Annotated in this window: 16 protein-coding genes; 6 read left to right on the top strand and 10 right to left on the bottom strand. The window is 59.0% G+C overall.

From position 1 onward, the window contains the following. The first annotated feature begins 6 nt into the window (after window positions 1-6). Complete coding sequence (locus tag C1N56_RS21070) at window positions 7-2,319, top strand: molybdopterin-dependent oxidoreductase (RefSeq protein ID WP_394517728.1); 2,313 nt, start codon at window positions 7-9, stop codon at window positions 2,317-2,319. Here the strand turns inward: C1N56_RS21070 and C1N56_RS21065 are convergent. After that, window positions 2,312-3,643, bottom strand: coding sequence for an aspartate aminotransferase family protein (locus C1N56_RS21065; protein WP_394517497.1), 1,332 nt, complete (start codon window positions 3,641-3,643; stop codon window positions 2,312-2,314). The two genes, C1N56_RS21070 and C1N56_RS21065, sit on opposite strands and share 8 nt — an antisense overlap. Window positions 3,644-3,742: 99 nt before the next feature. Between C1N56_RS21065 and C1N56_RS21060 the strand changes: the two genes are divergently transcribed. Further along, window positions 3,743-4,660: a LysR family transcriptional regulator gene (locus tag C1N56_RS21060; RefSeq protein WP_394517496.1), complete on the top strand. Its 918-nt coding sequence runs from the start codon at window positions 3,743-3,745 to the stop codon at window positions 4,658-4,660. A gap of 174 nt (window positions 4,661-4,834) precedes the next feature. Here the strand turns inward: C1N56_RS21060 and betA are convergent, their stop codons facing one another. The 3 genes from betA to betI are packed head-to-tail and all read right to left on the bottom strand — an operon-like array spanning window position 4,835 to window position 8,622. Further along, on the bottom strand, window positions 4,835-6,514 hold the full coding sequence (gene betA / locus C1N56_RS21055; RefSeq protein ID WP_021509528.1) for a choline dehydrogenase: 1,680 nt from the start codon (window positions 6,512-6,514) through the stop codon (window positions 4,835-4,837). 25 nt (window positions 6,515-6,539) lie between these two features. Further along, window positions 6,540-8,012 carry a betaine-aldehyde dehydrogenase gene (gene betB, locus C1N56_RS21050; protein WP_159377769.1) on the bottom strand — a complete coding sequence of 491 codons (1,473 nt, stop codon included), beginning with the start codon at window positions 8,010-8,012 and terminating at the stop codon, window positions 6,540-6,542. Window positions 8,013-8,025: 13 nt separating this feature from the next. Beyond that, entirely contained in the window at window positions 8,026-8,622 is a 597-nt protein-coding gene (gene betI / locus C1N56_RS21045) for a transcriptional regulator BetI (protein ID WP_058758824.1), read from the bottom strand. A gap of 241 nt (window positions 8,623-8,863) precedes the next feature. On the opposite strand from betI, the gene C1N56_RS21040 reads away from it, so the two are divergent. Both C1N56_RS21040 and C1N56_RS21035 read left to right on the top strand, forming a co-directional pair. Then, window positions 8,864-10,894 carry a choline transporter gene (locus C1N56_RS21040; RefSeq protein WP_021509525.1) on the top strand — a complete coding sequence of 677 codons (2,031 nt, stop codon included), beginning with the start codon at window positions 8,864-8,866 and terminating at the stop codon, window positions 10,892-10,894. 105 nt (window positions 10,895-10,999) lie between these two features. Continuing rightward, on the top strand, window positions 11,000-11,956 hold the full coding sequence (locus tag C1N56_RS21035; RefSeq protein ID WP_159377768.1) for an apurinic/apyrimidinic endonuclease family protein: 957 nt from the start codon (window positions 11,000-11,002) through the stop codon (window positions 11,954-11,956). Between the two features lie 8 nt (window positions 11,957-11,964). Here the strand turns inward: C1N56_RS21035 and C1N56_RS21030 are convergent, their stop codons facing one another. The 5 genes from C1N56_RS21030 to ascF all read right to left on the bottom strand — a co-directional run bounded on the left by C1N56_RS21030 (window position 11,965) and on the right by ascF (window position 17,439). Beyond that, on the bottom strand, window positions 11,965-12,438 hold the full coding sequence (locus C1N56_RS21030) for an OmpA family protein (RefSeq protein WP_021509523.1): 474 nt from the start codon (window positions 12,436-12,438) through the stop codon (window positions 11,965-11,967). Beyond that, window positions 12,435-13,649 carry a diguanylate cyclase domain-containing protein gene (locus C1N56_RS21025; protein WP_159377767.1) on the bottom strand — a complete coding sequence of 405 codons (1,215 nt, stop codon included), beginning with the start codon at window positions 13,647-13,649 and terminating at the stop codon, window positions 12,435-12,437. Before C1N56_RS21025 ends, C1N56_RS21030 begins: the two co-directional genes overlap by 4 nt. Before the next feature lies 1 nt (window position 13,650). After that, window positions 13,651-14,214, bottom strand: coding sequence for a YfiR family protein (locus C1N56_RS21020; protein ID WP_159377766.1), 564 nt, complete (start codon window positions 14,212-14,214; stop codon window positions 13,651-13,653). 326 nt (window positions 14,215-14,540) lie between these two features. After that, window positions 14,541-15,974: a 6-phospho-beta-glucosidase gene (locus tag C1N56_RS21015; protein WP_159377765.1), complete on the bottom strand. Its 1,434-nt coding sequence runs from the start codon at window positions 15,972-15,974 to the stop codon at window positions 14,541-14,543. A gap of 25 nt (window positions 15,975-15,999) precedes the next feature. Further along, the gene (ascF, locus tag C1N56_RS21010) at window positions 16,000-17,439 is read right to left on the bottom strand and encodes a PTS cellobiose/arbutin/salicin transporter subunit IIBC (protein ID WP_394517495.1); all 1,440 of its coding nucleotides are present in this window, start codon (window positions 17,437-17,439) and stop codon (window positions 16,000-16,002) included. Between the two features lie 263 nt (window positions 17,440-17,702). Between ascF and C1N56_RS21005 the strand changes: the two genes are divergently transcribed. Continuing rightward, window positions 17,703-18,722, top strand: coding sequence for a LacI family DNA-binding transcriptional regulator (locus tag C1N56_RS21005; protein WP_136546576.1), 1,020 nt, complete (start codon window positions 17,703-17,705; stop codon window positions 18,720-18,722). Window positions 18,723-18,724: 2 nt separating this feature from the next. On the opposite strand, the gene C1N56_RS21000 is transcribed toward C1N56_RS21005, so the two are convergent. Continuing rightward, the gene (locus tag C1N56_RS21000; protein WP_136546578.1) at window positions 18,725-19,399 is read right to left on the bottom strand and encodes a GntR family transcriptional regulator; all 675 of its coding nucleotides are present in this window, start codon (window positions 19,397-19,399) and stop codon (window positions 18,725-18,727) included. A gap of 114 nt (window positions 19,400-19,513) precedes the next feature. Here C1N56_RS21000 and C1N56_RS20995 point away from each other — a divergent pair, with 114 nt between their 5' ends. Next, window positions 19,514-20,194: a DUF2848 domain-containing protein gene (locus C1N56_RS20995; protein WP_394517494.1), complete on the top strand. Its 681-nt coding sequence runs from the start codon at window positions 19,514-19,516 to the stop codon at window positions 20,192-20,194. Window positions 20,195-20,198 lie beyond the last annotated feature (4 nt).

Genomic DNA, 20,198 nt, shown 5'->3' with positions numbered 1-20,198 from the left:
AGCATGATGACGCAAAAACCGGTGATGCACAGCGCCCACTGGGGTGCTTTTACTGCCCGCCAGCAGGGCGATCGACTGACCATCGAACCGTTTCACGGCGATCCCGATCCCAGCCCGCTGCTGCAAAACTTTCACAATGTCCTGCATCATCCGGCGCGCGTGGCGCAACCGATGGTGCGCCGTGGCTGGCTGGAAAACGGGCCCGGCGCGGATCCGCGTCGCGGCAATGATGACTATGTGGCGGTGAGCTGGGAGCAGGCTTACACGCTGGTGGCGCGCGAATTGCAGCGCGTCGGGGACGCGTATGGGCCGGAAGGTATTTTTGGTGGCTCATATGGCTGGTCAAGTGCCGGCCGTTTTCATCACGCGCAGAGCCAGGTGCACCGCTTTCTTAACACGGTGATGGGTGGCTACGTGCGCTCGGTGAACAGTTACAGTTCCGGCTCGGCTTCAGTGCTGTTACCGCATATCGTTGGCGACATGAATGAGATCGCCCGCCGCGGCGTCAGCTGGGAAGAGATCGCCCGGCATAGCGAGATCGTGCTGGCGTTCGGCGGCCTGGCGCTAAAAAATTCGCAGGTGGCAAGCGGAGGTCTGAGCGAACACACCGAACGCGGCTTTATGCAGCAGGCGGCAGAACGCGGCGCACGCTTTATTTCGGTGAGCCCGTTGCAGAGCGATCTGCCCGATGAGGCGCAGGGAGAGTGGCTGGCGCTGCGTCCTGGTACCGATGCGGCCTTCATTCTCGGTCTGCTGTCGGTGCTGATTGACGAGCAGCGCACCGATGAGGCTTTCCTCGCGCGTTACACCGTCGGCTGGCCGCAAATGGTCGCCTATATTCGCGGCGAAGAGGACGGTACGCGGCGCGACGCACAGTGGGCGGCTGAGATTTGTGGCGTCAGCGCGGCAACAATCACCGATTTTGCCCGTCAGCTGCACGGCAAGCGCGTGCTGGTTACCGTGGCGCACGCGTTGCAGCGCGCGGAACACGGTGAGCAACCGGTATGGCTGGGGCTGGTGCTGGCGGCCGCGCTGGGACAGCCGGGGCTGCCGGGCGGTGGGTACACCTATGCGCTCGGCGCACTCGGCCATTACGGTAAGCATCATAATCTGGTGAGTTTCCCGGCGCTGCCGCAGGGCAGGAACGGTATTGACCGGCTGATTCCGGTGGCGCGCATCGCCGATATGCTGCTGCATCCCGGCACGCAGTTTGATTACAACGGCCGGCGTCTGACCTATCCGCACATCCGTCTGGCCTACTGGGCGGGCGGCAATCCGTTCCATCATCATCAGGATCTGGCGCGGCTGCGGCAGGCGTTTTGCCAGCTGGATACGCTGATTGTGCACGAGACCGCGTGGACCGCCAGCGCGCGCCATGCGGATATCGTGCTGCCTGCCACCATGACGCTGGAGCGTGAAGATATCGGCGGTGCGCCGACCGATCGTCATCTGTTTGCCATGCAGCCGGTGGCGCAACCTTACGCGCAGGCGCAGGATGACTACACCATTTTTGCTGAACTGGCGCGTCGTTTAGGCCGTGAAGAGGCGTTCACCGAAGGACGCGACGCCCGCGGCTGGCTGCGCCATCACTATGCGCAGCTGCAGGAGAAACTGGCCGCGCAGCAGGTGACGATTCCTGACTTCGACCAGTTCTGGCTGCAGGGCGTGATTGAACTGCCGCAGCTGAAAGATGGCGGGCGGATGATCAACGCGTTCCGGGCCGATCCGGCGGCGGCACCGCTACCGACACCGAGCGGCAAAATCGAAATCTTTTCCGCCACTATCGCCAGCTTTGGCTATGAAAATTGCCCCGGCCATCCGGTGTGGCGCGCGCCGCAGCAGCAGCCGGATGCGGAACATCCGCTGTGGCTGATCGCCAACCAGCCGGCCACGCGACTGCACAGCCAGCTGGATTTTGGTGACTACAGTCTGAGCAGCAAACGCGAAGGACGTGAGGTGTGCAGCCTGCATCCGCACGATGCCGCCGCGCGCGGCATTACCGACGGTGACATTATCGAGTTGTACAATCAGCGCGGTCACGTGCTGGCCAGCGCGCGCGTTACCGAAAGCATTATGCCAGGTGTGGTGCAGTTGCCGACCGGTGCCTGGTACGATCCGGTCGATCCCACCGCGCTGCGACCGCTGTGTCGCCACGGCAATCCGAATGTGCTGACGCTGGATATCGGCACGTCATCGCTGGCGCAGGGCTGTAGCGGACAAATCACCGTGGTGCAGCTGCGCAAATACCGCGGCGAACTGACGCCGGTGCAGGCATTCATCCCGCCGCAGCCGGTCAGCTACAGCACAGAGATTATCTGAGGCCGTACAGCGCTTCACCTACCGCATCAAACAGCCGGTCCAGTTCGGCCGGCTGGGTATCAAACATCGGGCCGAACTGCAGCGTATCGCCGCCAAAGCGGACATAAAAGCCGGCTTTCCACAGCGCCATGCCCGCTTCAAATGGCCGCACGGTCGCGTCGCCGTCACGGGGTGCCAGCTGAATGGCACCAACCAGCCCGCAGTTGCGGATGTCCACCACCTGCGGACACGCGCGCAGCCCGTGCAGCGCACGTTCAAAATGCGGTGCCAGTTCGGCCGACTGGCTAATCAGCGCCTCGTTTTCCAGTACGTCCAGCGTCGCCAGCGCGGCCGCGCAGGCCACCGGATGCGCCGAATAGGTATAGCCGTGCGCAAACTCAACCGCATGCTGCGGCAGCGGCTGAGACATAAAGGTATGATAGATTTCGCTGCTGGCCACCACGCCGCCCAGCGGAATGGCACCGTTGGTAATCTGTTTGGCGAAGTTGAGCAGATCCGGTGTGACGCCAAAATACTCCGCGCCGCTCCAGCGTCCCATGCGGCCAAAGCCGGTGATCACCTCGTCAAAAATCAGCAAAATATCGTGCTGCGTACAGATCTCACGCAGGCGCTGCAGGTAGCCGTGCGGCGGAATAATCGCGCCGGCGGATCCGGACAGCGGTTCGACAATCAGCGCGGCAATAGTCGAAGCATCATGCAGTTCAATCAGCTTCAGCATCTCATCCGCCAGCGCCTCGCCCCCAGTGGCAGGCTGGCCGGGGGTAAACGCCAGCTCTGGCTGCAGCGTATGCGGCAGGTGATCAACCTCCAGCAGCTGACCAAAGGCCTTACGGTTGCCGCCGATTCCACCAAGGCTGGTACCGCCAATGTTCACGCCGTGATAGCCGCGCGCGCGACCAATCAGCCGGGTTTTATTGGGCTGGCCTTTGGCCCGCCACCAGGCGCGAGCCATCTTCAGGGCGGTATCCGCTGACTCCGATCCCGAACCGGTGAAAAACACGTGGTTAAGATCGCCGGGCATCAGGCTGGCGATGCGCTCGGCCAGCTGAAACGACAGCGGATGGCCGTACTGAAAGCCGGGCGAATAATCCAGCGTACCCAGCTGCTGCGCCACCGCCTGCTGGATTTCACGGCGCGTATGGCCCGCGCCGCAGGTCCACAGTCCGGACAGGCTATCGTAAATCTGGCGACCGTCGGCGTCGGTCAGCCAGCGGCCATGCGCGGCGACGATAAAACGGGGATCCTGGTGAAAATAGCGGTTAGCAGTGAACGGCATCCAGTGCGCCTGCAAATTCAGGTCGGCGGTATTGATTGGCTGTGGCATCGGGTTTCCTCCGGCGGGTGATAAGCAGAGTTTGCAATCCGCACACGGTTAAGTTAAATGCTAATTAACTTGTCTTCAGTTATGGATTTACTCACCTGAATGAAAAAGAAAACGCTGGCCCAGGTCACCGACTTTGACCTCAAACTGCTGCGCGTGTTTAAAACCGTCAGCGAGTGCGGCAGCTTTTCTGCTGCCGAAAGCCTGCTCGGCATTACGCGCTCGGCCATCAGCCTGCACATGAGCGATCTGGAGAAGCGGCTGGGCATGCGCCTGTGTCAGCGCGGTCGCGCCGGGTTTGCGCTCACCGAGGAAGGGCGTGAAATTTTACGACACAGCGAGACCATGATGGCGGCGGTGGAAGATTTTCGCCAGCAGGTGAACCAGATGCATCAGCAACTGCGCGGGGAGTTCAACATCGGCATCATCAATAATCTGGTGACGCAGCCGCGCATGCGTCTCACCCATGCGCTGGCGGCGCTGCGGGAGAGCGGGGCAGGGATCCGGATCAACATCAGTATGTTAACCGCGGCGGACATCGAGCGTGGCCTGCTGGAAGGACGCCTGCACGTGGGCGCGCTGCCGATGGCGGCGCCGGTCTCCGGGCTGGCGTACGCACAGCTGTATGATGAAAATGCGCAGCTCTATTGCAGCCACGCGCACCCGCTGTTTAACCAGGCGGAGCGGCCGGAACACCACGCGCTGGCGGCCTGCGATGCGATAGCGCCGCTGTTTCGCATGCCGGCGGAGGCGATTGCGCTGCATCAGCAGCTGAACTGCAGCGCCACCGCTTCCGATCGCGAAGGGATCGCATTTCTCATTCTCACCGGGAGCTATATTGGTTTCCTGCCGGACCACTACGCCGCGCAGTGGGTGGAGAAAAAGCAGATGCGCGCCCTCGCGCCGCAGCAGTTCCATTACCACAGTCAAATCGCGCTCGTTACGCGCCAGGGCTCGCGTCACAACGCCATCCTGCAACGCTTTTTGCAGGCGCTGGCGCTGGACAAGCCCGGCGCTTAGCGGAGGCGCTGAGGTATTCTAGTTACAACATACTGTTAGGTTGCTACATCAACCCAGGTGCCAGCACCGTGCGGCGCAAAGTCTGACAGGCCTTGATGGCAGGCGGGGTGACGAGAAAGAAGAGGGCGAAAAAAAGGGGAGAACCGTACGTTCTCCCCCTGAGACATCACTGCTTTATGCGCGCAGCGGCTCGCCGCGCACCGGGCGATCGCCCGCCACGAAGTAGTCCGCTTCGCTGCGCGGCAGCGGCTGGCGACCACGAATGTTGTCAGCGATCTTCTCACCAATCATGATGGTGGTGGCGTTCAGGTTACCGGTGATGATCAGCGGCATGATTGAGGCGTCGACCACGCGCAGCCCCTGCAGGCCGTGTACGCGACCTTCGCCATCCACGACCGCCATCTCATCGCTACCCATTTTACAGGTGCCGCACGGATGGTAAGCGGTCTCAGCATGGTTGCGCACAAACTCATCCAGTTGCTCGTCGCTCTGGCACTCCAGCCCCGGACTGATCTCTTTGCCGCGATACTTATCCAGCGCCGGCTGGTTGATGATTTGCCGCGTGATGCGGATGGCATCGCGGAACTCATGCCAGTCCTGCTCGTGCGCCATGTAGTTAAACAGAATCGCCGGATGCCGGCGCGGATCGCGCGACTTAATGCGCACGTGACCGCGGCTTGGTGAACGCATCGAACCGACGTGACACTGGAAACCGTGCGCTTCTACCGCATTCGAGCCGTTGTAGTTAATCGCCACCGGCAGGAAGTGGTACTGAATGTTGGGCCAGGCAAACTCTTCCCGGCTGCGGATAAAGCCACCGCCCTCAAATTGGTTGCTGGCGCCGATACCGGTGCCTTTGAATAGCCACTCGGCACCAATTTTCGGCTGGTTCCACCACTTCAGGGCCGGATAGAGCGATACCGGCTCTTTGCACTCGTACTGCAGGTACATCTCCAGATGATCCTGCAGGTTTTCACCGACGCCCGGCAGATCATGCACCAGCGGGATATCGTGCTGCTTCAGCAATGCCGCCGCGCCAACGCCGGAGCGCTGCAGAATCTGCGGCGAGGCGATAGCACCGGCGCACAGCAGCACTTCACGCCGCGCATGCACGGTGTGCGACGTATCGCTGGCGCCGTGCAGATACTGCACGCCGACCGCGCGTTTGCCCTCGAACAGAATGCGATCGGTGGTGGCGTGGGTGATGATTTTCAGATTCGGACGCTGTTTTGCCGTATCCAGATAACCGCGCGCGGTGCTGGAGCGGCGGCCCTGCGGCGTCACGAAACGGTCCATCGGACCAAATCCTTCCTGCTGATAACCGTTGAGATCGTCGGTGCGCGGATAGCCCGCCTGCACGCCGGCTTCAATCATCGCGGCGAACAGCGGGTTGTTGCCAGGCTTACAGGTGGTGATGCTCACCGGGCCTTCGCCGCCGTGATAATCATTAGCACCGATATCGCGCGTTTCCGACTTGCGGTAGTAGGGCAGGCAGTCGCGGTAAGTCCAGTTTTCCAGACCCGGCTGCTGCGCCCAGTTGTCGAGATCCATGGCGTTACCACGGATGTAGCACATGCCGTTGATCAGCGACGAACCGCCCAGCCCTTTACCGCGTCCGCACTCCATGCGGCGGTTATTCATGTGTGGCTCAGGCTCGGTTTCGTACGCCCAGTTGTAGCGTTTGCCCTGTAACGGCCAGGCCAGCGCCGCCGGCATTTGCGTGCGGAAATCAAAGCGGTAATCGGGACCGCCGGCCTCCAGCAGCAGGACGTTCACGCTGCTGTCTTCGGTCAGTCTTGTTGCCAAAACGTTCCCTGCGGATCCGGCTCCGATAATGATGTAATCAAATTCCATTAGTCGCTCCTCAGGTTAAGCTTGATTAAAATACCGACTGAAAACGGGTCAGTTCGACCTGCACAGATTTCACCTGCGTGTAGCTCTGCAGCGTCATCAGACCATTCTCGCGGCCGATACCGGAGTGCTTGTAACCGCCCACCGGCATTTCAGCGGCGGATTCACCCCAGGTGTTGATCCAGCAAATGCCCGCTTCAATCTGGTGAATGACGCGGTGCGCGCGATTCAGATCCCGGGTGACCAGACCCGCCGCCAGGCCGTATTCGGTGGCATTGGCGCGGCGCACCACTTCTTCCTCGCTGTCGTAGGTCAGGATCGACATCACCGGTCCGAAAATTTCTTCGCGCACGATGGTCATTTCATCACGGCAATCGGTGAACACGGTCGGTTCTACCCAGGCACCGTTATCAAACGCCGCGCCGCTCATGCGTTTACCGCCGCACAGCAGGCGCGCGCCTTCGCTGATGCCGGATTCGATATAGCGCAACACATTGTCTCGATGCGGGAAGCTGACCAGCGGGCCAAAGTTGGTGGCCGGATCGTTGACATCGCCAGCTTTGATGCGCGCCACGCGTTCAGCGATTTTGGCCTCAAACGCCTGCTGCAACGCCGTCGGCACAAACACGCGCGTGCCGTTGGTGCACACCTGGCCGGAGCTGTAGAAGTTCGCCATCATGGCGATGTCGGCGGCGAGATCGAGGTCGGCGTCGTCAAACACGATCAGCGGCGATTTGCCGCCCAGCTCCATGGTCACCTCTTTCAGCGTGGAGCCGGCCGCGTTGGCCATCACTTTTTTGCCGCTGGCCACGCCACCGGTAAAGGAGATTTTGTCGATGCCCGGATGGTCGGTCAGCAGCTGACCGGTCACCGCGCCGCGCCCGTTCAGCACGTTGAACACGCCATCCGGTACGCCGGCTTCGCTGTAGATTTCTGCCAGCTTCAGCGCACTCAGCGGCGTCACTTCGCTGGGTTTAAAGATCATCGCGTTACCAGCCGCCAGCGCCGGCGCAGATTTCCACAGCGCGATCTGAATCGGATAGTTCCATGCGCCAATACCGGCGACCACGCCAAGCGGTTCGCGGCGCGTATAGACGAAGGAGGTATCACGCAGCGGGATCTGCTGGCCTTCCAGCGCCGGAATCAGGCCAGCGTAGTACTCCAGCACATCGGCACCGGTAACAATGTCCACCGCCTGGGTTTCACTCAACGGTTTACCGGTGTCGAGGGTTTCCAGCGCCGCCAGCTCATCGTTACGCTCGCGCAGGATATCCACCGCACGGCGCAGGATGCGTGACCGCTCCATCGCCGTCATGGCCGCCCAGATTTTCTGACCTTTTTGCGCGGCGGCGACCGCGCGATCGACATCCGCCTGCGCGGCTTCATGGACCTCGGCCAGCACTTCGCCGTTGGCCGGGTTGATGGTCTGGAATGTGTCGCCCGCTGCTGCGGCAACGTAATGACCATCAATGTATAAATGCTGCTCGGTGAATCGGGACATGGTTGCTCCTTCCTCAGTGATTCGCGGCGCCAGCCAGCTGCTGGCGAATGAATTGGGTGGTGAGCGTTCTGGCAATCGCCAGATCAAACGGTTTGCCGCTCAGCGCAGCGCGCAGCCACAGGCCATCAATCAGCGAGGCCAGACCGTGCGCGGCCAGCCGCGCCTGCTCACGCGGCAGCTCGCGGCGAAACTCGGCAGCGAGCGTGGAAAACAGGCGACGGCTGCTGACGCGTTCCAGGCGACCCAGCTGCGGCTGATGCATGCTGCTGGCCCAGAAGTCCAGCCACGCTTTCATCGCTGCGCTGTGCACCTGGGTGTCGTCGAAGTTACCTTCGACAATCGCCAGCAGGCGCGCTTCGGTGCCGGCTCCCGCCAGCGGTTTCAGTCGCGCCGCCACCGCATCACGCAACTGACGCGTCACGTCGCGCATGGTGGCTTCCAGCAAACCGTTTTTGTCTTTGAAGTAGTGGCTGATGATGCCGGTCGAGACGCCGGCGCGCCGCGCAATCTGCGCAATGGTCGCGTCATTGATCCCGACTTCGTTAATGGTACTCAGGGTCGCATCAATCAGTTGCCGACGACGTATCGGCTGCATTCCCACCTTTGGCATGACTCCAGCTCCACCGCAATGTAAGACCCCTATTAAAACTTTTTTTGATTGCACGTTCAATATAAAAAAGAAAGTTGTTAGGATACTGTGCTTCGGTTGTTATAAAAGCGCAACGGGATGGTGAATGCTGAACCGTGCCGGACAATCAGGAGGGAAAACAGTAGAACGATACCGATAAGGCCGATCGCTACGGCCCTGCTACTTCATTGAATAATTACAGGAAATTAACCAGAGGTAACCGATGATTAATCCACCTGCCAGTGAAAAAGACAGAATCAATCCCGTGGTGTTTTACACCTCTGCCGGACTGATTCTGACATTTTCACTTGTCACCATTTTGTACAGCGATCTCGCTGCCGGCTGGATCCAGAGCGCCGTCAACTGGGTATCGTCCACTTTTGGCTGGTACTACATGCTGGCCGCCACGCTGTATATCGTCTTTGTCATCTATATGGCCTGTTCACGCTACGGCGCCATCAAGCTGGGCCCGGAGCAGTCCAAACCCGAATTCAGTCTGCTGAGCTGGTCGGCGATGCTGTTTGCCGCCGGCATCGGCATCGATCTGATGTTCTTCTCGGTGGCGGAACCGGTCACGCAGTATATGCAGCCGCCGGAAGGCGCCGGGCAGACTCTGGAAGCGGCGCGTCAGGCGATGGTGTGGACGCTGTTTCACTACGGTCTGACCGGCTGGTCGATGTATGCGCTGATGGGCATCGCGCTCGGCTACTTCAGCTACCGCTATAATCTGCCGCTCACTATTCGCTCGGCGCTCTATCCGATCTTCGGCAAACGCATTAACGGCCCGATTGGCCACACGGTGGATATCGCGGCGGTGATCGGTACCATTTTTGGTATCGCCACCACGCTGGGTATCGGCGTGGTACAGCTCAACTACGGGCTGAAAGTGTTATTTGATGTGCCGGAAGGGCTGACGGCGCAGATGGCGCTGATTGTACTGTCGGTGGTGATTGCCACCATTTCGGTGACCTCGGGCGTGGATAAAGGCATCCGCATCCTGTCGGAGCTGAATGTCGCGCTGGCGCTTGGTCTGATTCTGTTTGTGCTGTTTATGGGCAAGACGGATTTCCTGCTCAACGCGCTGGTGCTGAACGTCGGTGATTACATCAACCGCTTTATGGGCATGACGCTCAACACCTTTGCGTTTGATCGTCCGACGCAGTGGATGAACAGCTGGACGCTGTTTTTCTGGGCGTGGTGGGTGGCGTGGTCGCCGTTTGTCGGCCTGTTCCTCGCCCGTATTTCCCGTGGCCGCACCATCCGTGAGTTTGTGCTCGGCACGCTGATTATCCCGTTCACCTTCACGCTGCTGTGGCTGTCGGTGTTCGGTAACGCGGCGCTGTACGAGATCATCCACGGCGATGCCGGTTTTGCCCAGGAAGTGATGGCGCATGCCGAGCGCGGTTTCTACAGCCTGCTGGCGCAGTATCCGGCGTTTAAGTTCAGCGCCTCGGTCGCCACCATTACCGGCATGCTGTTTTATGTTACCTCGGCGGATTCCGGCTCGCTGGTGCTGGGGAACTTCACCTCGAAGCTGAAAGACATCAACAGCGATGCGCCAAACTGGCTGCGCATTTTCTGGTCGGTGGCGATTGGCGTGCTGACCATGGGCATGCTGATGACCAACGGCATCTCTGCGCTGCAAAACACCACGGTGATCATGGGCCTGCCGTTCAGCTTCGTGATTTTCTTTGTGATGGCCGGGCTGTATAAATCACTCAAAGTGGAAGATCACCGCCGCGCCAGCGCCAGCCGTGATACCGCGCCCTATATTCCGGCTAGCAATGACCGTCTGAGCTGGAAAAAGCGGCTGTCGCGCCTGATGAACTACCCGGGCACGCGCTATACCCAGCAGATGATGGAAACGGTGATCTATCCGGCGATGCAGGATGTCGCTAAAGAGCTGGAGCTGCGCGGCGGTCGCGTATCGCTGGAGAGCGTTGCGCCGGAAGAGGGCCAGCCGCTGGGCTACCTTGATCTGCGCGTGCACCTCGGCGAGGAGCAGGATTTCGTCTATCAGGTGTGGCCGCAGCAGTACTCGGTGCCGGGCTTTACCTATCGCGCCCGCAGCGGTAAGTCGCACTATTACCGGCTGGAAACCTTCCTGCTGGAGGGCAGCCAGGGCAACGATCTGATGGACTACAACAAGGAGCAGGTGATCATCGACATTCTCGATCAGTACGAGCGTCACCTGAACTTTATCCATCTGCACCGTGAAGCGCCGGGCAGCAATATCACTTACCCGAGCGTGTAACAGTGCGGGCAGCCGTGCAAGGCGGCTGCCCGTTTTATCACGCGGCGTTCCTCGCATAATTGCCAGCGGCAGCTAGACTCACTAGCTGACCTGAAGGGGAACATAATGAAATTGGGTTTTGCGTGTAAGTACTTTGATTCTGAGGCTAAACAGCCATTTCCATTTAAAACCACCACCCGCACACGCTTTCTCGCTATGGAGCGTAACGCGGCGGCCACGCTGCTGCTGGCACTGGCACAAAATAACCTGCAGAACCTCTCTCTGACGCTGGAACAGCTGGCGCAGCAGCCGGATGCATTACGCATGATGCGTATCGGCAGCGATCTGCTGCCGCTGTACACTGTGCCGCTGGCCACAGAACTGTATGGCGATATTCTGCCCGAGCTGCAGCCGCTGTTTAGCCGCTGCGGCGAATTGGCCCGCGCGCACAACATTCGCCTGTCGTTCCATCCCGGCCAGTATACGGTGCTGGCTTCGGATAATGATGACGTGGTGGATCGGGCGCTGGAGGATGTCGAGTACCACACGCTGTGCGCGGCGCTGATGGGCTACGGCAGGCAGTTTCAGGATTTCAAAATCAACATCCACATGAACGGCAAGCGCGGTATTGAGGGTTTTCGCGCGGCGTTTATGCGCCTTAGCCCGGAAGCCCGCAATATGCTGACGGTGGAAAATGACGAAATTTCCTGCTCGCTGGATGACGTTTTGCAGGCGCGTGCGCTGTGTCCGGTGGTACTGGATATTCACCATCACTGGGTGAAAGAGAATCAGTTTATTCAGGCCAGCGATGCGCGCGTGGCGCTGATTCTGGAGTCGTGGCGCGGCGTGCGGCCGGTGCTGCACTATTCGATCGCCCAGGAAGGGCTGATCCCGGAGAGCGGCTTTCCCGATCAGGAGCAACTCGCCGCCTCAAAGCCGAAGCTGCGCGCCCATTCTGACTACTATTTCAACCAGACGCTGAATGACTGGGCGCTGTCGTTTGATCGCTTCGACATCATGTGCGAAGTCAAAATGAAGAACCTCGCGCGCGATCGGCTGTATGACTATGCGCAGACGCGCTGATTACCCGCTTACGGCGCCGTGATCACAATGGCAACGCGGCGATTTTGCGCCCGGCCCTGTGCAGTGTTGTTGCTGGCGACCGGCGCGCTCATGCCCAGCCCACGCGTCACGATGTTTTGCCGTGGAATCGCCGCGCCGGTGGCCCACTGATCGGCCACCGCGTTGGCGCGTTTCAGCGACAGCTGCTGGTTGTAATCTGCTTTGCCGTAGTTATCGGTGTGGCCGTCAACGCGCAGATGTTCGATGCCGGTGGCGGCCAGGTTTTTCGCCATCTGCGCAATGCTGGCTTTGCTGGCGGGCGTCAGGTCAGATTCATTGATGCCAAACAGGATTTTATCGGACAGGCCCAGTCCCCAGCCTTCGGTGTTTTCGCTGAAGCCGGCGTCGCGCATCGCTTTAATCTGCGCGTCGCTAAAACGCCCGGTTGACTGACAGCCGACACAGGCCAGCACCATAACCAGCAAACATGATTTCAGTTTCATACGCGTACCTTACTCATTCCTTTGTTTTTATACATGTGCATATCGGCGCGCTCCAGAATCGACGCCACCGAATCGCCATGCTGCGACCAGGCGTAGCCGATGGTCACCGATGTGGTGATCTGCGTGCCTTCCGAAATCACAATCGATTGCGCGATTGCGGTACGAATATCTTCCGTCAGCTGCTGCAGATCGGCTTCTGAGGTGCGGCTGGTGATCAGCATGGCAAACTCGTCACCGCCCAGCCGCGCCACCAGATCATCCTGATACGCCAGCGCGCTGAGGCGCGCCGCGATGGCCTTCAACACTTCATCACCGGCGGCATGGCCCCAGTTGTCGTTAATGCTCTTGAAGCGATCGCCGTCGAGAAACAGCAGCACAAAATTCTCATGCGCCAGCTGCTGATCCAGCAACTGCGACAGGCGGCCAACAAACGCCGAGCGATTGGCCAGTCCGGTTAACGGATCCTCCAGCGCTTTGGCCGCCAGTGAACGGTTATCGCGCAGCAGCGAGGCTTTTAGCGTCTGCATTTCACTCAGCAGCGAGTTGAGATCTTCAGAAAACAGCTGAAACTCTTTGGTCGGATTTTGCGGTACGCGCGTCGAGAAATCGCCAGAGCGAATCACGTAATGGATGGCGCTGGTGATATTGCGCAGCGAGCGCAGAATACCGCGATGCAGAAATTCACTCAGCAGGCAGGAAATCACCAGCACGCACAGCATACCGATGGATAAAATCATTACCGAATAGCGAATAAAATCGGCCGCACCGCTGACGGTGCCAGCCAGCATTAAATGGCCGACCTGGGTTTCGGCGTGATTAATTTCCACCGCCAGCGGCTGCTGATAAATCCAGCTACGCAGTAGCGTTTCATACCAGCCGCTCTCTTGCTGGCGATCGTGCCAGTCCACCAGTACGGTATTGCCCGCCGTGACCAGCTTCGCGGAGGCAAACATCCCTTCATTGCCGAGCAGGGCTATTTTGTTGCGGGCATCATAGCTGTCTTCAAATACCGTCGCGGCGGTCAGGCTGGTGCTGAGTGTGGCGGCAATGAGTTCGAGGTTTCTTTTCTCATAGCGTTTAATAAACAGTAAAGACGTCGATGTCAGCAGCAGCCAGCACAGCAGTAATATCACGGCGGCATTGACGGTGCTGATACGACGCAACTTATTGCGAATCGATGATTTATCTTTTTTTATGCTATCAAACTTCATCTTATTTGCTTCCTTTGCGGGACAGCAACAACACGTCCGGGCTCACTCTGACACCGCTGCGCGCCAGCGAGTCAAGGTTGACGGAAAATGCGGTGTGATCGCGGTTAAAGATCAGACAAAAGGCCGCGCCAACTGCACAGTCCGGGTTGTTTTCCGCGATGGACAGGACGGCTTTACCCTGTAGCATCGCCAGCAGTTCAGTTTGCTGCTGCGGCGTCTGATCGCCGAAGTAAATTGCATCGCAGCGCTGGCGGCTGAGTTCACTGGTCTGGTTAATCCACACCACGCTGAACGGCGTCGGGCCCTTAGGCTGCGCAAGGTGCTGTGCTGAAGCGAATACGCACAGCTGTGGCGGCTGTGTTAACTGTGGCCAGTGGCTAAAACTGATGATGCCGCTGACGATGCGGTTAGCCTGATCGTCACGCTGAACCGCACTGTTTGCCGCCTGAGCAGCAGGAAAACAGAGGAGATAAATGAGAGAAAATACGGGAAGAAATACGCGTAAGCCCTGCAATAAATAGAGCAGCTGGCTGTCGCCCTTCACCTTTAATTGTAGTTGTAACATAGCGCTATCTCTGAACAGCAACCGGGAAATAGTACCATCGCGCTGTACAAAAGAGTACCGCTGTACAGGCGCTGATACCGCGATCGGGCAGGGTAGAATAAATTCGTCAGGACCGGATTTAAATAGAGAGTTAAAAGAGGAATGAATAAAAACGCAGCAGAATAAGCGTATTAAGGCTGGCTTCTGCCGGATATTCCCGCAGCAAAATTAGCGCAGCGGCGAGATTTTTCGCAAAAAGATTTGCCCGGCGCCGCCGGATATTCCCTTTGTGGCGCAATGGCCCTGAATTGAACAATCATTCAGCGCCATTCACCGCATATTTTTAATTAAAAATCCAAATCCCGGCCGTTGCTGGCAATGACCCGCTGATACCACCAGAAGGATTTTTTGCGCAGCCGGTTGAGCGTGCCGTTACCGTGGTCGTCGCGATCGACATAGACAAATCCGTAGCGTTTACTCATTTCACCGGTCGACGCCGCGACCAGATCGATGCAGCCCCAGGTGGTATAGCCCATCACCGGCACGCCGTCAGCAATTGCTTCACCCATGGCGCGAATGTGCTGTTGCAGGTAGCTGATGCGGTAATCGTCTGCAATTTCCCCGCTGGCATTGATTTCATCGTGCGCGCCGAGACCGTTTTCCACCAGAAACAGCGGCTTCTGATAGCGGTCGTACATCATATTCATGGTGATGCGCAGGCCAAGGGGATCAATGCCCCAGCCCCAGGCGCTGCGCGCCAGATGCGGATTGGTCAGTGACTTCACCACGTTGGCGGCGCTGCTGTTCTGTTCATTCATCTCTGCCGATGCGCAGCGTGAGGCGTAATAGCTGAAGGAGATGAAATCGACGGTATGGCGCAGCAGTTCGCTATCGCCTTCCGCCATGACAATCTCCACGCCTTTCTCGCGGAATACCCGGGCGGCATAAGCGGGATAAGCGCCGCGCGCCTGAACGTCGATAAAGAATAAGTTCTCGCGATCTTTCTGTAACGCGGCCCACACATCTTCCGGCTTGCAGGACCACGGATAAAAGTTGCCGCCGGCCAGCATGCAGCCAATCTGATTCTGCGGATTGATCTCATGGGCGATTTTGGTTACCAGCGCGCTGGCGACCAGTTCATGATGCGCTGCCTGATATTTCACCTGTTCGTGATGTTCATCCGGCGCGAACACCAGACCGGCACCGGAGAACGGGCTGTGCAACAGGATATTGATCTCATTGAAGGTCAGCCAGTATTTCACCAGACCATCAAACGCTTCGAAGCAGGTGCGGGCGTAGCGGGCAAAGAAATCGATCATTTTACGGTTGCGCCACGAGCCATATTCGGTGACCAGATGCATCGGCACATCGAAGTGACACAACGTGACCAGTGGTTCGATGCCGTATTTGCGGCACTCTTCAAATACGCTGCGATAGAAGGCGATACCTGCCGCGTTCGGCGTCAGTTCATCGCCGTTGGGATAAATGCGACTCCAGGCGATGGAGGTGCGAAACACCGTGAAGCCCATCTCCGCCATCAGGGCGATATCTTCTTTATAGCGGTGATAAAAATCGATGGCGTCGTGGCTCGGATAGAACTCATCGTCGCGCAGCGCATAGCGCGGCTCCAGCCCCAGCTTAACCGCCATGCGGTGCTCGCCGTGTGGAATCATGTCCACCGTGGTCAAGCCTTTACCGCCGGCGCGATAACTCCCCTCTGACTGGTTGGCGGCTAACGCGCCGCCCCATAAAAATCCCGCAGGAAATGTCACTTCAGACATCACTCACCTCAATCACAGTCCATTATTAATTCGCGCTGAGCGGCTTTGCCGCTTCCGACTTGCCGGGGCGCGGCGCGGTCTCTGTCACCGGAATATCTTCAAAGCCAAGAATCAGCGTCAGAATGAACGACAGCACCACTGACAGCACCATCACGCCAGCCAACCAGACGATGCTCATCGGGTTGGTGGGATCGAAAAACTGGACGCTGGTAAACAGGCCCGGTGAGGCCATCGAGTGGCTGGCGAGGCCGCCAATGCCGGCCACCGCACCACAGATAAAGCCGCTGATCAGGCTGGCAATCAGCGGGCGCTTCAGGCGCACCGCCACGCCGTACAGCGCCGGTTCGGAAATGCCGGCGACGATGGCGGAAGCTGCCGCCGCGAACGCCGTCTGCCGCAGTTCCGGATTTTTGGTTTTGAACGCCACCGCCAGCGATGAGCCGCCCAGTGACAGGTTGGCACCAATTTCCGACGGCATCACCATGCCTTCTTTGCCGGTCTCAGCGATGGTCTGAATGATGGTCGGGGTAAACACGCGATGCATGCCGGTCATCACCAGCAGCGGCCACAGACCGCCCATGATCGCCACCGACAGCCAGCCGAGATAACCGTGAATGGTGTACACCAGCGCCGAAATACCGCTACCGATCCAGATACCCAGCGGACCAATAAAGACAATGGCGATGGGGGCAGCAATCAGCACAATCAGCATCGGTTTAAGGAAGTTTTTGGTCACCGCCGGGGTAAAGCGATCGACCCAGTATTCGATGTGCGACAGAATCCACGTCATCACCAGCGCGGGGATCACCGTGTAGGTGTATTTCACCGCGGTGACCGGCACCGAGGCGAATTCCACCACCTGACCCTGCGCCGCTTTGGCCATCAGGTCGATAAAATTGGGATGCACCAGCACGCCAGCAATGGCAATCGCCAGCGACATATTGGTTTTAAATTTCAGCGCTGCCGAAGCCGCCACCATCACCGGCAGGAAGAAGAAGGCGCCGTCACCAATCACATTCAGGATGATCAGCGTCGACGAGCCTTTGGGCAGCACGCCGCTCATCTCCAGCATCATCGCCAGCAGTTTCACCATCGATCCGCCAATGATCGCCGGGATCAGCGGTGACATGGTGCCGACCAGCGCATCGAGAATGCCCGCGCCGATACTGCGCAGCGTGATTTTCCGTTTCACCGGCGCGCTGTCGCTGTTGCCCGGCGTGCCGAGTTTCATCACTTCCTGAAAGGCGAGATTGACGTTGTTGCCGATGATCACCTGACACAGGCTGTCGGTGTGCACCACGCCCATCACGCCGGGAATGGCTTTCAGCGTGGCGTTATCGACGCGCGCGCTGTCTTTCACCACGAAGCGCAGGCGTGTCATGCAGTGGGTAACGGCTTCAATATTCTCTAATCCGCCGAGCGAGGCCACAATGGCTCGTGCGGCGTCAGCGTAGTTGGTCGCCATGAATGTTTGTCTCTGATTGTAGGGTAGAGGAAACGTCGGTTTCGTCTGGCTATTATGTGTTCATGAGAAACCGGTTTCACAAAATCATGAACAGGCTCATTCATTCAGACAAGAAAAATCGCTATCTTCGTTTTAATTTTGTGATGTTGATCGGCTGACGTGCGGCGGGATCTTCACCCGCAGGCGCAGGGCGACAAGAAAATTCCCCGTCTTATTCATCGCTTAGGTACACTGAGGCGATGAGCAGCGAAGCAGAGTGAAGCATGGCAACCATACTTGAGGTGGCAAAAAAGGCCGGCGTGTCAAAAGCGACGGTGTCGCGCGTGTTGTCCGGCAACGGCTACGTCAGCCAGGAGAAGCGCGATCGGGTGTACCAGGCGATTGCCGAGACCGGCTTCCGGCCGAATTTGCTGGCGCGCAATCTGGCGACTAAATCCAGCCAGACCATCGGCCTGGTGATCACCAACACGCTGTATACCGGCAGCTATTTCAGCGAAATGATGCAGCATTCGGCGCGTATTCTTGAGCAGCAGGGCCGTCAGCTACTGCTGGTGGATGGCAAACACAGCGCCGAAGAGGAGCGTGCGGCGATTCAGTTTCTGCTCGATCTGCGCTGCGATGGTGTGATCATCTATCCGCGTTTTCTCACCATCGATGAGATGGACAGCATCATTGCCCAGCACCGCCATCCGATTCTGGTAATCAACCGGCGGCTGCGTCAGCACGACAGTTACTGCATCTACTCCGATCAGCAGCGCACCAGCGCCGAGGCGGTGGCGCAGCTGATTGCGCTCGGCCATCGCGATATCGCTTTTATCACCGGATCGCTTGACTCGCCAACCGGGCGCGAGCGCCTGGCCGGTTATCACGCGGCACTGGCGCAGCATCAGCTGGTGGCAGATGACGCGCTGGTGGTGGAGGGCAAATGGCAGGCGCAGCACGGGGCGGCGGCGGTGGAAACGCTGCTGGCGCGTGGTAAACCGTTCAGCGCGCTGGTCGCCAGTAACGATGAGATGGCGGTGGGCGCGCTGAAAGCGCTGACGGCGCATAACATCCGCGTGCCGCAGCAGGTGGCGGTGCTGGGTTTCGACGATATTCCGCTGGCGCCCTATACCATTCCGGCGCTGGCCAGCGTGCGCATGCCGGTGACCGGCATGATCGAGGAAACCATTGAACGCCTGGTGTCGATGCTCGACGGCGGCGAAATGCGTAACCGCAAAACCTTTGCCGGCGAGCTAATTCTGCGCGAATCCGTCGGTCCCGGCCCGTTTTACCCTGGCTGAAATCAGGCGTTCAGCAGCGCCTGCTTAAACGAATAGATGTGCACGCGCGCGGCGTCTTCTGCCCGTGTTACGTCACCCTGCGCCAGCGCCGCAATGATTGCGTCATGCTCGGCAATCACCTCCTGCATGTGCTGCGCGCTCGACAGGGTGGTTGCCCAGAAGCGCTGCGCCTGGGCGTGGATGATGCTGAGAATATCTGACAGACGACCGTTGCCGGCGATGTCAGCCAGCACCTGATGAAACTCGCGGTCCAGCAGCATCATCTGCTCACGATCGCGCGCCACACTGGCGGCGGCGATGCGCTGATTCAGCGCCTGTAGCTGGGCAATCTGCGCCGGATTCACGCGCTGCGACGCCAGCCGCAGGCACAGCGCTTCATTTACCAGCCGCACTTCAATCAGCTCCAGCGCATCGTCAATCGACAGCGGTGCCACCATCACCCCTTTACGCGGGATAATCTGCAGTAACCCTTCGGTCGCCAGCCGGTGTACCGCCTGATTGACCGGCGTGCGGCCCATTGCCAGATCCTCCATCACCTGCGCGGTATTGAGATATTCACCTGGCTTATAGCGCAGCGTAATCAGGCGATGCCTGAACGCCAGATAGGCCTGTTCATTCAATGAAACGCTTTTTTGTCCGGCCTGTGACTTCACATTTTCAGCAACTGAATCACTCATCACGCAGATCCTTATTTGGGTACTGAGACATCTTACACAAAAACCTGGCATGAAAATGGCTATCTTGAAATTGCAGTGAAATTTCACACGCATTTTTCATCAGGAGATCATCGCATGCATTTACGCTTTACAACCGACTCACAAGGCGCCCCGGTGCTGGATGTCGACATTAAGCAGCTGGTCATTGCCGGATGGGTTGGCCGTGACCAGGCGGCGGTGCTGCACCATATCAGGGAGCTGGAGGCGCTGGGCGTGCCCGCACCTGGTGCAGTACCGCTGTTTTATCGCGTAGCCACCCAGCAGCTGGCGCAGCACAGCCCGCTGGAAGTGGTGGGCGAACAAACCTCCGGCGAAGCCGAGCCGTTTGTGTTTTTCCATCGCGGCGAATACTGGGTGTCGCTGATTTCCGATCACACCGACCGTCACCTGGAAACCTTCAGCGTGGCACTGTCGAAGCAGGCCTGCGTTAAGCCGGTCGCCGGTCATGCGTGGCGTATGGCAGAGGTTGAGCCGCACTGGGACCGGCTGGAGCTGCGCGCGTGGATCAAAGTCAACGGCGACTGGGTGACTTATCAGCAGGGCACGCTCGACTCTCTGCTCACGCCGATGGATCTGCTGGCGCGCTACTTCGGCGATCGCCCGGTCAGCGAAGGCTTTGCGATGTCATGCGGCACGTTGAGCGCGATCGGCGGCATCCGTCCGGCCAGCGAGTTCCGCATGGCGCTGCACGATCCGCTGCTGAATCGCACGCTGGAACACCACTATGTCACCGGCGCGCTGCCGGTGATTGCCTGAGGAG

It is taken from the genome of Pantoea sp. SGAir0175 (assembly GCF_043547855.1).
The sequence above is the reverse complement of the archived record's forward strand: the minus strand, read 5'-3'. Positions and strand labels throughout refer to the sequence as shown.